Raw genomic sequence first — 15,570 nt, 5'->3', positions numbered from 1 at the left:
ATGGCTGCACAAATGAAGCTAGATGAGCTGAAACGGCCGGTCAACCACAAATGTGCACGCTCTGCACGAAAGTTTACGCATGACGCATAATGAAGAAGACCTGCTGGTGCAGCTCGCCTGGCTCTATTACGTGGGCAACAAGAATCAGGAGGAGATCGCCAACCAGCTGGGCCTGTCACGCTTCAAGATAAACCGCATGCTGGCGCGGGCTCGTGAAAAAGGGCTGGTCAAGATCGCCATCCAGCACGAGACGGCGCAATCGCTCGATGTTGCCGGTCAGATCCAGGCGGCGTTCGATCTCAGGGAATGCATCGTCACGCCGGCGATCGCGGTGCCCGGCGGCAATGCGGACGAGGACGAGAACAATGCACGACGCGCGGTCGGCATCGCGGCGGCGTCGTTCCTGGAGAGGCGGCTGAGCGCGGCGGAGCCGGTGACGATCGGCCTGGCGTGGGGGCGCACGATCGCCGCGATGGTCGACGAACTTCCAAAGCTCTCCAAGGCTGACCTGAAGATCGTCTCGCTGATGGGCTCGCTCAGCCGCAATGCCAGGACCAACCCGTTCGATTGCGTCCATTCCCTGGCACAGCTATGCGAAGGCGAGGCCTATATCCTGCCGGCCCCGTTCATCGCCGACAGCGAGGCCGACTATCAGGTGATCATGAGCCAGAAGCTCGTCCAGCAGGCCCTGAAGCTTGCTCGCTCGGCCGATTTCTACATCGCCTCCTTTGGCGACTGCTCGAAACAGTCCTTCATCTACCATCACGACCTGCTGCACGACGATGAGATCGACCAGGTCATCAATGCCGGTGCCGTCGCCGACATGCTGGGCAAGTTCTTCGACAAGGACGGCGCCTTGCTGGACAATACATTGAACCGCCGCACGCCGAGCGTGTCCTATGAGGATATTCGCAGCCGCGACGTTGTCCTGCTGGCGGCCGGCCTGTCCAAGGCGAAGGCGCTTGTCGCCCTGCTGCGCTCGGGCACGATCAACCGGCTGATCGTCGATGGCGATCTTGCGGCCGGCCTTCTTCCGCTGATCGGCCGCGGCTAGGTCTGTTTCTTCATCGCGGCCCGATGACTGCCCCAGTCTTCGTGGCGGCCCACCTGCATTTGCATGACGCCAAGGCGACCCCACGCCTTGACCTGGCGGTTCGCCTTAAGAATCTGGACCAGGGCGGAGACGTGGTCCCTGGCGAGCGTGCCCAGGTTGGCACCTACCGCCGCCGAGAGTAGCGTGGTGTCGGGCTTTTGCACTTCGGCGGCCTTGATCAAGTGCCGGGTGTGGTAGGTCAAGGCCGCGGCCAGGGTGAGCCGCCTTTCTATCCCATCGGAGCTCAGGGCACCGGAGGCGCGGCGCTCCGCCCGGATAGTCAGTTGCCAAAATCGCTGGTCAAGGATGAGCGCCTGCTTGGCGACCGAGTACATATTTTTCCATTCAGACGCCGCTTTGCGCCGAAAGAAAGCTGAAGCAGACCCATAGACCCAGACCGAAGAGCGCGGCTTTCGTCGGTGCTGTCTTCACGGTGGCGTTATCCTGGGTGGGTTACGCGTTTTCTGAAGCGAGTGCCCCTCGCCGCGGGCCGGAGAAGCGGACCGGACGTGCGCGACCGGCTGTCGATTCATCCGGAAAAGTTGACTGCATACAGGAACTCAAGTATGCGGCAAGCATCAACAGGAAGGACGATCCACACCGATGTCGACCGCTGAAATGGCTATGCGCGAGGATCTGGCGGCGGCTTATCGACTGATCGCCCGGTTTGGGATGGATGACATCATCCACACGCACATATCCGCGCGTCTGCCCGAAGAGCCGGAACTCCTGCTTATCAACCGCTACGGCGATCTCTTTCGGGAGGTGACGCCGGAATCGCTGGCGGTCATCAATCACCATGGCCAGCAGATGCGTGGCCAGCAGGTGCCGATCAACACTGCGGGTATCGTCATTCACACCGCCGTCCACGCCGCGCGCCCGGATGCGGTCTGTGTCATGCACACGCATACCGCGGCCGGTGTCGCGGTCAGTTGCCTCGAGGAAGGACTCCTGCCGCTCAACCAGACCTCGCTGCTCTTCTACGGGCAGATCGGCTATCACGAATTCGAGGGCATAGCGCTCGATCCCGGCGAACAGGAGCGCTTGGTCGCCGACCTCGGCGACAATCGCGCCATGATCCTGAGAAACCATGGGCTGTTGACCGTCGGGCGATCCATCGGAGAGGCTTTCTCCCTGATGTACAATCTCGAACAGGCCTGTCGTATCCAGCTTTCCGCTCTGGGCAGCGGACGCCCCATCCACCTGCCGAGCAAGGAAGTGTGCGAGCGCACCGCCAGCCAGTATGCGGCCGATCCCGATGGCGCGGCGGAGCTGGAATGGCTGGCGCTGCGCCGGCTTGCCGGAATGCCCCTCGACGGGCATTGATCGATGCGGATCGTCATCGCCGATCCGCTTGCTTACAGTGTCCCCTTCGAGCGCGCGCTGCGCGCCGCTCTTCCTTCGGCGGACTTCGTCCGATGGCCCGATCTGGCGGACGGCGCCGAATACGATCTCCTGGTCGCCTGGAATCTGCCCAAGGAGATGACCGCGCTGCCACGGTCGCTGCGCGCGATCTTCTGTTTTGGCGCGGGAACGGATCAGCTTCTCGACGATCCCCGCATTCCGCCCGACCTCCCGGTCGCGCGCCTGCGGGACCAAGGTCAGGCCGAGCAATTGCTGGACTATGCGATGCTCGCGGCTTTCGCGCGCCTGCTTGACGATGTCGCTGTCAGAGCGGATCAGCAGGCCCGCCTGTGGCGCCCGCCCGATCGCCAGAACCGGACCCGCGGTTCGCTGCGGACGGCCGTGCTTGGACTGGGTCCCCTCGGTCTGCATGTCGCGCGGGGGCTTTCGACCGCCGGCTTCCCAGTGTCCGCCTGGTCGAGAACCGCCCGTCGGATCGACGGCGTCATTTGCCTGCACGGCGACGACGGGCTCGGCGCCTGCGTCGACGGCGCCGATGTCCTCGTCAATCTCCTGCCCTCCATGCACGAGACGAAGGGCATATTGTCGGACCGGCTGTTTTCCCGCCTCGCGCCCGGCGCTTACGTCGTCAATCTCGGCCGCGGCGACCACCTCGATGAGCAGGCGCTGCGCGCCGCGCTCGATCGGGGACGGCTCGGCGCCGCGTGGCTGGATGTCTTTGCCGTCGAGCCCCTGCCGCCCGAACACTGGTTCTGGCGGCACGACCGGGTCCGGCTGACGCCGCATCGCGCCGGCCTGCCGACACCTCAGGGCGCTGCGGCGTCCATTGCCGCCGTCGCGACGGCGCTCGAACAGGGCCACGGCCTTCCGGACTTGGTCCGGTCTGGGAAACTGGTTGAAAATTGAGCCGATCTCGCAACTGCACAAAGATTGTGCTTGACTCGAAATATGCCTGAATGCCAGCATGCCGCCATGCTGAACTTGGGCACCTCACTCCTCGCGGATCAGAACGAGCGTCGAAACAGGATCTCGTCGAAGGCCTATGTCGAGTTGCGCGAGGCGATCATCACCGCGCGCGTCGCGCCCGGCGCCAATTTCTCGGAAACGGATGTCGCGCAGTCGCTCGGCATCAGCCGCACCCCCGTGCATGAGGCGTTCACGCGGCTTTTCGACGAGGGTCTGATCGAGATCTCACCCCAAACCGGCACCCGCGTCTCGCTGATCGACATGGCTCGCGTCCGCGAGGCGGTATTCATCCGCTCCACGCTTGAAAGCGCGGTGATCGCCAACAGCGGTGTCAAGCCGGATCCGGCCTTGCTGGACGAGGTCGAGCTGTTGCTTCGGGCGCAGGAGCGTCTCGTCCAAGGCGATGACATGGGCGCCCTGCACCGCGCCGACATGGCCTTCCATGCAGGTCTGCTCGGCGCTTTCGCGCATCCTCGGGCTTGGACCGCGTGCCAGCACGTTTCGGCCGACATGATGCGCGTCCAGTTCCTGATCGGCATGAAACCGGATCACATCCGCTCGGTCATCGCCGAGCACCGTGCCATTTTCGACAAGGTGCGGGCCGGCAACATGGCCGAGGCCGCGCTGCTCATGGCGGCGCACATCCGAAATGCTGATTTCGACCAGTTGAGCCTGGAGCGCGAACATACGGAATTCTTCCGGTCCGGAGACCTCCCGTGAGCGCCGTCGTCCTTCGCTCCCTCTCCATTGCGGAAGGCGCGCGCGATTTTTTTTGGCCCGTTTATGAAACCGGTTTACTGAAGCGGTTATCTGTACATGTCTTGCGGGAGTGGAGCCGCTTGTCGGGAAGATTGAAGGTCACCATTCGTGACGTTGCGCGGGCAGCCGGCGTGTCCGTCACGTCCGTTTCCCGTTATCTGAACGGGCAGATCAGCCTGCCTGAGCCGACGGCGAGCCGTATCCAGCTGGCGGCGGAGCGCCTCGGCTATCATCCCAACGCGATCGCCCGCAGGCTCAGCAGCGGCAAGAGCGAGACACTCGGCCTCATCACCGCCGACATCGCCTATCCGCTGTTTGCCGAGATCGCCAGCGCGTCGGAGGCCGAGGCCGCGAGGCTTGGCTACAATCTCCTGATGTTCAACAGCCGCAACCTGGTGGAGAAGGAAGTCTCCTTCCTGTCGCGCATCGAGGACCGGCAGGTCGACGGCATCCTGCTTCTCACCAACCATCATGATGACGGGCGGCTGTTGCGGCGGATCAACGAGACCGGAAACGTCGTGCTTCTCGACGAGGACGTGCCGGGCGCGAAGGCGCCGCGCCTGTTCGCCGACAACGTCCATGGCGGTCTCCTGGCGACACGCCATCTGATATCTCGCGGCCATACCCGCATCGCCGCCATCGGCGGGCCGAAGGGGCTTCTCAGCACCACCGAACGTCTCGACGGCTTCACGCGGGCGCTTGGCGAGGCTGGTCTTGATGCCGATCCCGCCCTTTTGAGGTTCTGCGAATACGAGGAGGCGCCGGCCTCGATCGCGTTTCTCGACCTGCTTCGGCAGGACGAGCCGCCCACCGCGATCTTCACCTTCGGCGACATGCTGGCCACTGGCGCCATGCGGGCCGCGCTGCATTCCGGAATCCGCATTCCGGACGACATTTCTCTCGTCAGCTTCGACGATATCCACAATGCGGACCTGCTGGCGCCGGCTCTGACCACCGTGCGTCAGTCGGCGGCCGAGTTCGGCACGCGCGGCGTCAACATGCTGCTCGATTTCATCGCCGGCAGGAAATCCGGAACGGCGATCGAAAGGGTCGGCGTCGAACTCGTCATACGCAGTTCGGTGGCGCCGCCGCACGGTCGTCCGTCAGGACGTTCGGTAGTGCATACCGGCTCTGGAAGCCCAGATGGGCGCCCGGTGCCGGCCTGGGAGGAGAAGCAAGAAAACTAGTCGCTTCCACGGACGTGAAAGGGGAACACACATGTCCATCAATCGCTTTGGTCAAGACGCAGCGTTGATTGCGCTTGATAAGTTCAAAACTGGGAAGATCGATCGCCGAGGCTTCATCACCGCCATGGCCGGGCTTGGCATCGCAGTCGCGTTCAAGCCTGGGCGGGCCTCCGCCGCGGCGTCGGAAATCGTTGTCTGCAACTGGGGCGGGGCCGCCCTCGAAGCCTTCCAGAAGGCCTATGGCGCGCCCTTCAAGGCCAAGTCCGGCATGGAGGTCGTCATCGATGGCACCGGCCCGGCGACGGGCGCGATCCGCGCCATGGTCGATTCCAAGAATGTCACCTGGGATGCCACGGATGGCGGCATGACGGACGCCGTCGTGCTCGGCAAGGGCGGTTACCTCGAGCCGATCGATTATTCCATCGTCGACAAGTCCCTTGTCGGCGAAGGGCTGTCGGCCGAGTTCGGCATCTGCAACTACACCTATTCCAATGTGCTGGCCTATGACGCCAAGAAGGTCGGCGCCACGGCCCCTTCGAGCTGGAACGACTTCTTCGATCTCGAAAAGTTTCCCGGCAAGCGTACCATGTGCAAATGGATTCAGGGGCAGCTCGAAGCCGTGCTGCTCGCCGACGGCGTCAAGCCGCAGGATATCTATCCGCTCGACGTCGACCGCGCCTTCAAGAAGCTCGAGCCGCTGCTGCCCAATTTGATCTTCTGGGAGTCGGGCGCGCAGAGCCAGCAGCTCTTCCGCGACGGCGAGGTGGTCATGGGCAATATCTGGCATACGCGCGCCAACCTGCTGCGCAAGGAAAACCCGGACTACACCTGGACCTGGAACCAGAACCTGATGTTCGCCAGCGCCTGGTCGGTGCCGAAGGGCAATCCCGCCGGCAAGAAGGTCTTCGACTTCATCAATTCGTCGATGGACCCGGAAGGCCAGGTGACGCTGTTGCGCCTCATGGGCAACGGCCCGTCGAACCCGAAGGCGCTGGCGCTGATGACCGACGAAGACAAGGCGGTCTATTCGCTGGCCCCCGAGAATGCCAAGACAGGTCTGGCCGTCTCGGCGCAATACTATGCCGACAACGAGGCCGAACTGCAGAACAAGTTCCTCGACTTCATCTCGCGCTAACCATTGGAGACCACCACCGGCCATCGGCCGGTGGTGGTTCGAAAGACCATGACGTCATTCCAGCGTTGGGCCTTCTGCCTGACGGTGCCGGCGGCGCTTTTGACCCTGTGTCTCTACGTGCTGCCCATCCTTCAGGTGTTGGCGCTCAGTTTCACCGAGCCGACCTTCGGCATCGGCAATTACGTGGCTCTGTTCCAGAATGCCGCAATCGGCCGCGTCGTGCGCACGACCGTCTTCGTCTCGGCGGTGACGACCGCGCTTACGATCGTCATGAGCTATGCCGTCGCCTTCGCGCTGGTCCACATGCCGCCGGCGACGCGCCGCGTCGCCCTGTTCATGGTCATGGTGCCATTCTGGATATCGGTGCTGGTGCGCGCCTTTGCCTGGATCACCATCCTGCGCCGAAACGGCGTGCTCAATTCGGCCCTGGTGGGCAGCGGAGCCGTCGGTGAACCTCTCGAACTGGTCTACAACCAGTTCGGCGTCATCGTCGGCATGGTGCATTACATGATGCCCTTCGCCATCATGCTGCTCTACGCGAACCTGTCGGAGATCGACCACAGGATCATCCAGGCGGCGCGATCGCTCGGCGCGCGCCCGGTCACCATCTTCTTTCGTGTCTGGGTGCCGCTCAGCATGCCCGGCCTGGCAATCGCCAGCCTGTTCATCGTCATCTTCTCGCTCGGCTTCCTCGTCACTCCGGCGATCCTTGGCGCCGGCAGGGTGCTGATGGTCGCCGAATACATTTCCGTGCAGATATCCTCGACCCTGCGCTGGGGCGTGGCGACGGCACTGTCGACGATGCTCCTGCTCGTCGTCGGCGCCCTTATCGCGCTGGCGATGCGCAGCCCGGCGTTGCGCGCGGCCTTCGAAGGCGGCCGCAAATGACGCCACGCACCCGCCGTCTGCTCGAACGCGCGCTGCCAAAGCTCTTCGCCTGGCTGCTGCTCGCCTTCCTGTTCGTTCCGGTGCTCGTGGTCATTCCCGTGGCGTTGACCGACCGGGATTATCTGTCGCTGCCCAACAACGGCATCTCCTTCGACCATTTCGCGGCGCTCGCCAACTGGCGCGCGGGCTGGATGCCCAGCATCCTCACCAGCCTCGGCATCGCCGTGGCCTCAAGCATCGTCGCGACCGCCGTTTCGGCGGCCTTCGCCATGGGTGCATGGGTCTATGTCGGACGCTGGCCGACGATCCTGCGCGTTGTCCTGCTTTCGCCACTGATCGTGCCGCCGATCATCTATGCGGTCGGCATGGTACGCCTGTGGTCGAAGCTGGGCCTTCTCGACACATGGCTTGGCGTCACCATCGTCCATGTGATCCTGGCGATGCCGCTTGCCGTGCTGGCGATAGGCGCTTCGCTGTCGAACCTCGATCCGCGTCTGGTGCAGGCGGCCCGCTCGCTCGGCGCGCGCCCGGCGACGATCTTCGGGCGCGTGATCCTGCCCAACATAGTGCCGGGCACGGTTGCCGGGGCGATCCTCGCCTTCATCGTCTCCTGGGACGAGATCACCGTGACGCTGTTCATCACCAGCCGTGGCATCGTCACCCTGCCGCGCAAGATCTGGACGAGCATCGCCGATGCCGTCGACCCCGCGCTGGCCGCGATCGCTACCGTCATGCTGGCGGTCACTATCGTCGGGCTCATCCTGCGCATGACCGTCTGGGAACGTATCGCCCAGCGCCGGTCATGACACGACCTTCAATCGCTTCGCTTGTTTCAGAAAGGAAATCGAAGACATGACTGCCCACAGCGCCGCAATGAGCGAGCACGAATACCGGGAGGCCAAGTTCTTTCAGACCTTCGGCTCCGTCCCGACGCCGGCTTTCCATGACCCGCAAGAGCAGACCCGCGTCTGGGGCCGGCCCTGGGGTTGCACCAATGATGTCGGCAAGCTGCGCGCCGTGCTGATGCACCGGCCTGGCGAGGAGATCAATGTCGTCGACAAGAACAAGCCCATGCCCGAGATCGGCGGTTTCGGCGATCCGGAAAAAGGCTGGTACTTCATGGGCAAGACGCCGCCGGATCTCGCCGCCATGCAGGCAGCGCACGATAGCTTCACCAAGCTGTTGCGCTCGGAGGGCGTCGACGTCATCCTTACCGAGAAGGCAGCCCCCGGCGCTCTCAAGTCGACCTTCTGCCGCGACAGCGTCATCGGCGTGAAGGGCGGCGCGATCGTCACCCGCCTTGCCCGCCGGGCGCGCCGCGGCGAGGAACTGATGGTCACCCAGGCGCTCGCCAAGGCCGGTTGCCCGATCCTCGGCACGCTGCATGGCGAAGCGGTGTTCGAAGGCGGCGGGTTCGCGCTCCTCGACGACAAGACCGCCGTCTGCTCGGTCTCCGTCGCCTGCAACGCCGAGGGCGTGCGGCAGGTCGAGATGATCCTCAACAGCCTGGGCGTCGAACTGATCAAGGTGCCGATGCCCGGCTATCGCATCCACATCGACGGCAGCTTCATGATGATCGACAAGGAGACGGCGATCATCAACATCAACGAACTGCCCTATGTCTTCATCGACTATCTGAACAAGCGCGGCATGAAGCTGATCGAACTTCCGCCGGAGGACAACGCCTTCTCGCTCAACTGCCTGGCGATCGCACCGGGTCGGGTCGTCATGCACGCCACCCGCACGCCGCGCCTGGCCGACCGGCTCGACGCCGCCGGCATCGAGATCCTGACGCTGGACTATGAATGCATCGAACTGAACGGGGGCGGCATTCATTGCTCGACGGGTCCGCTCGCCCGGGATCCGATCTGAATGTCCTTTCTCGACGTCCGAAACCTCCGCAAGACCTACGGGTCGGCCGTCGCGCTCGACGGCATCGACCTGTCGATCGAGGCGGGGGAGTTCGTAACCTTGCTCGGCCCTTCGGGGTCTGGCAAGACGACGCTGCTAATGTCGGTCGCCGGGTTCACCAAGCCGGACGACGGCGCCATCCTGCTGGATGGCGTCGACATCACGCGCGTCGACCCGGAGGACAGGAATTTCGGACTGGTCTTCCAGGGCTATGCGTTGTTTCCCCACCTGAACGCCGCGGACAACATCGCCTTCCCCTTGAGGGTCCGCAAATGGGACAAGGCCAGGATCGCCGCGAGGGTGGAAGAGATTCTCAATCTCGTCGGCCTGGACAGGTTGGCCGCGCGCAAGCCGCGTGAATTGTCGGGCGGTCAGCAGCAGCGCGTGGCGATCGGCCGCGCGCTGGCCTTCGGGCCGAAGATACTGCTGCTCGACGAACCGCTGTCGGCGCTCGACCGTACGCTGCGCGACACCATGCAACGCGAACTCAAACGGCTGCATCGGCAGACCGGTGTGACCTTCGTCTATGTTACCCATGACCAGGAGGAAGCCTACGCCATGTCGGACCGCATAGCCGTCTTCCACAATGGCGCGATCGTTCAGGTCGGCACCCCGCGCGACATATACCGCGCGCCCGCCTCGCGCTTCGTCGCGGGCTTCCTCGGCGGCAACAACATCGTTTCGGCGCGCGCCGTCGATGGCGGCATCGAGCTGTTCGGAAGCCGGGCGCCGATGCCCGATGGCTACGACGCGTCGCGGCATGGCCGATCGGCGCTGACGGTCTGGATGCGTCCGGAGGACATCGCCATCGGCGAGCCGTCCCCCGGGGCCATCGCCTTTCCCGCCATTGTCGCCGACGTCTCCTTCGTCGGCTCGTCCGAGCGCATGACCGTGTCCACCCCGGACGGCCAGGAACTCCTGCTCCTGGCATCCTCGGCGACGGCGCGCGGCATCGCTGCCGGCGACAGGGTCCCCTGCAGCGTGCTGCCCTCCAGCATCGGCTTTCTTGCCGATAATGACGTGCCGGCGAACAGGACGGCATCCGTCGCCGTCGCATCCAACTGACGATCGGCTTCAGCCGAAAATCCGCATTCCCTGACAGATTGAGAGACATGATGAGCATTAGCCTTCGCACCGTCGACATCCCCGATTTCGGCATCCCCGTCGAGCGCCCTGCCATTCCGCCAGCGACCTATGAGGCCCGTTGCGCCAAGGCGCTCGAGCGCGCCGGCACGGACTGGCTCGCCGTCTATGCCGATCGCGAGCATGCCGCCAACATCGCCTTCCTGACCGGCTTCGACCCGCGTTTCGAGGAGGCGATCCTGCTGCTCGGCAAATCGGGGCAGCGCATCATCGTCACCGGCAACGAGAACCTCGGCTATACGCCTATCGCCGGACTGCCTGGCATCATCACAATGCTGGCGCAGTCCCTGAGCCTCATGGCGCAGGACCGCATGCAGAAGCCGGATCTCGTGGCCGTGCTGCGCGAGGCCGGTATCACGGCGGGCGACAGTGTCGGCCTGGTGGGCTGGAAATATCTCGAAAAGGAGGAATGGTCCGCTCAGCGTCCCACCTTCCTCGTGCCGGCCTTCATCGTCGACGCGATCGCATCGATCGTGTCCCCCTCGTCGATCACCGATGCGACGGCGGTGCTCATGCACCAGGCGGACGGGCTGCGCGCCGTCGTCGATGCCGATCAGATCGCCGAGGCCGAATGGGGCGCGGCCCGGTCTTCAATGGCTGTGTGGCGTATCCTGAGCGGCTTCACGCTCGGCGACACCGAACTGACCGCGGCCTCTCGCATGGGGTATGCCGGCGAGCCGATGAACTGCCATCCGATGTTCGCGACCAATGATGCGTCCGGCCAGGTGATCGGCCTGCGCAGTCCCACGGCGCGCGTGCCCAGCCATGGTGACGGCGTCACCACGGCGGTTGGCTACTGGGGCGGACTGACCGCCCGAGCCGGCCTGATCGCCGAGCATGACGACGCATTTCTGGACGTGGCCAAGGCCTATTTCCGCGGCCTGATCGCCTGGTATGAGGCGGCCGGCATCGGCGCCGAGGGCGGCGCGATCCATGAGGCTGTGATTTCGACCCTGGCGGCGGGCAAGCTGCGCCCAGCCCTCAATCCCGGCCATCTCGTCGGCCTCGACGAGTGGATGAATTCCCCGATCCGTCCCGGCTCGACAGAACGCATCGTCTCCGGCATGCCGTTCCAGGTCGACATCATACCCGTGCCGATGCCCGATGGATGGACGCTCAATTGCGAGGATGCGGTGACCTTCGCCGATGTCGGCTTGCGCGCTGAGATCGCACACCGCCACCCGGCGCTGGCGAAGAGGTTCGAGGCACGCCACCGGTTTGTCGCCGAGCGGATCGGCATCACGGTGAAGGAGGATATCCTGCTGCTGTCCACCATCCCGCTCTGCCTGCCGCCCTTCTGGCTTGCCAGCGGCAAACTTCTAGGCCGCGACTGAGTCCCAGCGGGTCGTCGATGATGCCTAACCAGCGCTTTCGGACCTTCGGCAGGCTTGCCGATAAACGGAAGTCGCGCACGTCGGTGAGAGGCATCGGGCCATCAGATCGGGCAAGCCCAAAGCTTTTCCGCAAGGCTACCGGGTCACAACGCTTCGTCGGTCGGCTGCTTTGTTATGACCCTGTCGGGTTGTGGGCGGATGGCTGCTTTATTTGTGATTTCATCCCACTGAGCAGACAATCCGCTTCCGGCCCCCAAGGCGAGGATGATTGCCAATGATTTTGTCCAACCCATCTAGCGGTGATCGGAAACGGTTGAAACACAGCCGAAAAGCGATTTAATTCACTATCTGGCGAGTGAAGATTGACTCGCGTGTCACATTGATTGATTCTCGGATTGACTTGGCCGGATTGACTTGGAATGCGTCGAATTGCCAAAGCTCGCTTCACAGCGCGCGAAAATGGATGCGCTGGCGTTCGACGGTGAATTGGAAAGGGTATCAGCTTGTCTCAGGAGAGCGGCGTAAGGCGCAAGCGTGCCACGAAAGCAGAGCAACGAGCCGAGACGATCGAGCAGATTCTCGACACCGCCGAATTCCTCTTCTCAAAGCATGGACTGCATGGAGTCGCACTGAAGGACGTCGCTCGAGCCGTCGGTGTGCACCACACGCTGATCAATTACTACTTCACCGACAAGAAGATGCTCTTTGATGCTGTCTTTGCGCGCAGGGCTGCGGTCACCAGCGATCGGCGGATGAAGGCGCTTGCCGATTACGACCAGGCCATGAAAGGCAAGCCCACGGTAGAGGGCGCGCTACGCGCATTTCTCGACACCGATCTCGACCTCTACATCGAAGGTGACGAGGGCTGGAAGAATTACGCTGCCTTGGGTGCCCAGGTGGCGAATACACCGCAATGGGGCGCGGAACTGATGGACAAGCACTTCGATCCCGTCGTGTTGCGACTGGTTGATCTTCTCAAGAAAGCGCTTCCTGGATGCGCTGAAGAAGACATTTTCTGGGGATATCATTTCGTCACCGGGGCACTGATGCTCACGCTCGCTCGAACCGGCCGCATCGACAAGCTGTCGGGCGGACTGTGCCGGTCGGACGACTTCATGGCGGTAAAGGAACGAATGGCGACGTTCATGGCGGCGGGCATCCGGTCCATCTGCGTGAAGCGGGAGGCAGTGGGCGACAGGCTCGGGGCGACGCGCAAGATCTGACCCGCCATTGCCTCGTACGAAGCCACTCTGGCGGGCGCAGTCTCGGCAAAATCCCGGACCAAGACCGGTGTCCGTGACCGCCATCTCCGGTCAAGTTCCTGTCGGGAACCCGATCCCAAGCGATATGCTGCCGGCGGCCGACTTCTCACCTTGAGATCATCCTGAAAATCGCCATGGCCGCCTGGCGGGCGGCCGGTCGAGGCCGTCCGACGCCTGCGTTGCCGGCAGGCGGATCATTCTTGCGTCAAATAACATTCGCTATCTTGTTAGTGAATGTAATTCTTGCTACAGCTTCGCCCGGGAGGAGAGGACATGCAACGCAAGGCAGGGATTGCGGGCTTGACCGGTGGTGGGCTGCGCGATGCACCCCCACGCAACCGTTGGGTCTCGCTTGAAAGGCCGTCGAGGAGCCTTCCGATGGCCGGCCGGCGCGCGCGAAGCCGTCGATACGATCGGCTCGGACGGCGCCTGCCATGACTGAGACCGTGCTGGGGAAAATGACGGGCAGGCGTGAGGTCGGCATGCTCGAGCGCGTCGTGCTCGTCGTGACCTTTGCCCTGGCGGTCTTGTTCGCTCTCTTCATCGATGGATTTGCGACTTCCGGAAACCTGCTGGTCATCCTGTCCAATTCCACTTCCCTTGTCATGCTGAGCTGCGGCATGGCCGTCGTGATCATATCGAGGGGCTTGGATCTGTCCCTGATCGCCCAGATGGTGGCGGGGGCAACCATTTTCAGCATCCTGGTTACCGGCGGCAGCCCGGCCTCGCTGGCATTGCTGGTGGCGGTCGCCGCCATGGTCCTGGTCGGATTCGTGAACGCCTTTCTAATCGCCTATGTGGGCATTCCTGCGATGCTGGCCACTTTGGCGTCGGCCATGTTCATCACCGGCCTGTTTCGGTTCGCGATACTGCGTGGCGAATTCATCCTGCTGCTGCCGAAATCGAATCCTGCGGTAATGTTCCTGTCGGCAAACATCCTGCCCGGCGTGACGGTTCCGGTCGCGCTCATGGTTGCCACCCTTTTTGCGACCTGGCTGCTGCTGAGCTATTCGACCGCCGGGCGCATCATCTATGCCATGGGCGACAATTATCAGGCTGCCCGCCTGACCGGCCTGCCGGTGAGAACGACCACCGTGGTGGTGTACGTCTATGCCGCGGTCACCGCACTTCTGGCCGGTCTTGTCACCTCGGCGGCCAGCGGTGCGGTTGACTTCCGGACTGTTTCGAACGGGACGCTGCTGTTTGATGTGATCCTCGTCGTGGTCCTCGGAGGCATACCGCTTCGGGGCGGCCGTGGCGGCCTCAGGAACATCCTGGTCGGGGCGGCGCTCATCGCCATACTGCGCAATGGGATGACGCTCATGAACTTCACCACGCAGATGCAGGATGCCCTGAGGGGGCTGGTCCTGATCCTTGCGATCGTCATCGACAATTATCTGAACCCCAGGGACACCGAAACGGACACCGTTGGCGATCTTTAGAGACTGATAATCAAACAAAGGAGGAGAACATGGTCTATAGAATTGGAAATCGCGTTCGAACCGCAGCTATGGCTTTTCTGATCGCGGCGACCGCGGCGATGGGTTCAACCGGATCGACCTCGGCGGGCACCGACCTCGCCGGCAAGAAGGTGATCTTCATACCGATCGCCATGGGTATTTCGCTGACCGAAGGGTGGGCGCGCCGCATGAAGGAGGACGCGGCGTTGCATGGCTACACCCTCGAGATCCGCGATCCCGCCTTCAACAGCGGCGCAATGGCCGAACTTCTGGCCAAGGCGATCAGTGAAAAGCCTGATGTTCTGGTCGTTCACAATCCGACGGTTCAGTTGCTGGCCCGCCAGATCAAGCAGGCCGAGGCCGCGGGCATCAAGGTCCTGCAGCTCAACCTGCAGTCCAACCAGCCGTCTTCCGCATTCGTCGGCGCCAACTGGACCCGCATTGGCCACGACGTCGCGGAGGACATCGTCAAGGAGTGCGGCGCAGGCAGCGGCAAGTCGGGCAAGGTGGCCATCATCCCCGGCCAGTTGACCGCGGCCGACAGCGTCATGATGAATGATGCGGCCTTCAAGGTGTTCAAGGATCACCCCGAGATCCAGGTTGTCTCCAACCAGGCGTCCGACTGGGAGCCAGAGAAGGCGCGCCAGATCACGGCAACCGTGCTGCAACAGCATCCGGACCTCTGCGCCATCTTCGGCCACTGGGATGTTCATACGATGGGCGCCGGCCATGCCGTCAAGGACGCTGGGCTTGAGGACAAGGTGCTGGTCTACGCAACGGGCGGTGGCGACAACGTCACCTGCAAGGCGGTGGAGGACAAGATTCTCGACCGGGTGTGGAGCTACGACGCCGATGGGCAAGGCCGCGATGCGGCCACGGTGATCGACCTGCTGCTGCAGGGAGCCACCGCCGCGGACGGGTCCATGCTGACGGTGGATTCACCCCTCAAGATCATCAAGGGGGGCCCCACATACGATGCCAGCCTGTGCTGGAAAATGTGAGCGACGGCCAGTCGCTGACATAACGGACTCCGCGGGGCTCTCCAGCCCCGCCTTTTCCATCGCCTG

Annotated in this window: 15 protein-coding genes; 14 read left to right on the top strand and 1 reads right to left on the bottom strand. The window is 63.3% G+C overall.

Translation table 11 applies throughout. The features are described 5' to 3' along the window. The first annotated feature begins 79 nt into the window (after positions 1 to 79). Positions 80 to 1,054 (top strand): sugar-binding transcriptional regulator, encoded by a 975-nt coding sequence (locus tag EB231_RS30545; RefSeq protein ID WP_172352124.1) that lies wholly within the window; start codon positions 80 to 82, stop codon positions 1,052 to 1,054. Here the strand turns inward: EB231_RS30545 and EB231_RS30540 are convergent. Next, the gene (locus tag EB231_RS30540; RefSeq protein WP_172352123.1) at positions 1,051 to 1,428 is read right to left on the bottom strand and encodes a hypothetical protein; all 378 of its coding nucleotides are present in this window, start codon (positions 1,426 to 1,428) and stop codon (positions 1,051 to 1,053) included. The genes EB231_RS30545 and EB231_RS30540 overlap by 4 nt on opposite strands. A 268-nt stretch (positions 1,429 to 1,696) precedes the next feature. On the opposite strand from EB231_RS30540, the gene EB231_RS30535 reads away from it, so the two are divergent. From EB231_RS30535 to EB231_RS30475, 13 genes are all read left to right on the top strand, one after another. Further along, complete coding sequence (locus EB231_RS30535; protein ID WP_172352122.1) at positions 1,697 to 2,419, top strand: class II aldolase/adducin family protein; 723 nt, start codon at positions 1,697 to 1,699, stop codon at positions 2,417 to 2,419. Between the two features lie 3 nt (positions 2,420 to 2,422). Next, positions 2,423 to 3,364 (top strand): NAD(P)-dependent oxidoreductase, encoded by a 942-nt coding sequence (locus EB231_RS30530; RefSeq protein ID WP_172352121.1) that lies wholly within the window; start codon positions 2,423 to 2,425, stop codon positions 3,362 to 3,364. Positions 3,365 to 3,430: 66 nt separating this feature from the next. Then, positions 3,431 to 4,144 carry a GntR family transcriptional regulator gene (locus EB231_RS30525; protein ID WP_172352120.1) on the top strand — a complete coding sequence of 238 codons (714 nt, stop codon included), beginning with the start codon at positions 3,431 to 3,433 and terminating at the stop codon, positions 4,142 to 4,144. A 119-nt stretch (positions 4,145 to 4,263) separates the two neighbouring features. Then, positions 4,264 to 5,370, top strand: a complete 1,107-nt coding sequence (locus EB231_RS30520) for a LacI family DNA-binding transcriptional regulator (protein WP_172352119.1) — start codon at positions 4,264 to 4,266, stop codon at positions 5,368 to 5,370. A gap of 31 nt (positions 5,371 to 5,401) precedes the next feature. Continuing rightward, positions 5,402 to 6,505, top strand: coding sequence for an ABC transporter substrate-binding protein (locus tag EB231_RS30515; protein ID WP_172352118.1), 1,104 nt, complete (start codon positions 5,402 to 5,404; stop codon positions 6,503 to 6,505). Positions 6,506 to 6,553: 48 nt separating this feature from the next. Then, positions 6,554 to 7,393 (top strand): ABC transporter permease, encoded by an 840-nt coding sequence (locus EB231_RS30510; RefSeq protein ID WP_172352117.1) that lies wholly within the window; start codon positions 6,554 to 6,556, stop codon positions 7,391 to 7,393. Then, positions 7,390 to 8,199, top strand: a complete 810-nt coding sequence (locus EB231_RS30505; RefSeq protein ID WP_172352116.1) for an ABC transporter permease — start codon at positions 7,390 to 7,392, stop codon at positions 8,197 to 8,199. Before EB231_RS30510 ends, EB231_RS30505 begins: the two co-directional genes overlap by 4 nt. Before the next feature lie 46 nt (positions 8,200 to 8,245). Further along, positions 8,246 to 9,265, top strand: a complete 1,020-nt coding sequence (locus EB231_RS30500) for a dimethylarginine dimethylaminohydrolase family protein (RefSeq protein ID WP_172352115.1) — start codon at positions 8,246 to 8,248, stop codon at positions 9,263 to 9,265. After that, a complete protein-coding gene (locus EB231_RS30495) occupies positions 9,266 to 10,369 on the top strand; it encodes an ABC transporter ATP-binding protein (protein WP_172352114.1) in 1,104 nt (367 codons plus the stop codon). It abuts the gene before it with no gap. A gap of 50 nt (positions 10,370 to 10,419) precedes the next feature. Beyond that, positions 10,420 to 11,781: a M24 family metallopeptidase gene (locus EB231_RS30490; RefSeq protein ID WP_172352113.1), complete on the top strand. Its 1,362-nt coding sequence runs from the start codon at positions 10,420 to 10,422 to the stop codon at positions 11,779 to 11,781. A gap of 503 nt (positions 11,782 to 12,284) precedes the next feature. Next, complete coding sequence (locus tag EB231_RS30485) at positions 12,285 to 13,004, top strand: TetR/AcrR family transcriptional regulator (protein ID WP_206681869.1); 720 nt, start codon at positions 12,285 to 12,287, stop codon at positions 13,002 to 13,004. Between the two features lie 473 nt (positions 13,005 to 13,477). Then, positions 13,478 to 14,485, top strand: a complete 1,008-nt coding sequence (locus EB231_RS30480; RefSeq protein WP_172352112.1) for an ABC transporter permease — start codon at positions 13,478 to 13,480, stop codon at positions 14,483 to 14,485. A gap of 68 nt (positions 14,486 to 14,553) precedes the next feature. Continuing rightward, positions 14,554 to 15,504 carry a sugar ABC transporter substrate-binding protein gene (locus tag EB231_RS30475; RefSeq protein WP_172352111.1) on the top strand — a complete coding sequence of 317 codons (951 nt, stop codon included), beginning with the start codon at positions 14,554 to 14,556 and terminating at the stop codon, positions 15,502 to 15,504. The last annotated feature ends 66 nt before the right edge of the window (positions 15,505 to 15,570 follow it).

Origin of the sequence: Mesorhizobium sp. NZP2298 (assembly GCF_013170825.1) — a bacterium.
Lineage (GTDB): Bacteria > Pseudomonadota > Alphaproteobacteria > Rhizobiales > Rhizobiaceae > Mesorhizobium.
The sequence above is the reverse complement of the archived record's forward strand: the minus strand, read 5'-3'. Positions and strand labels throughout refer to the sequence as shown.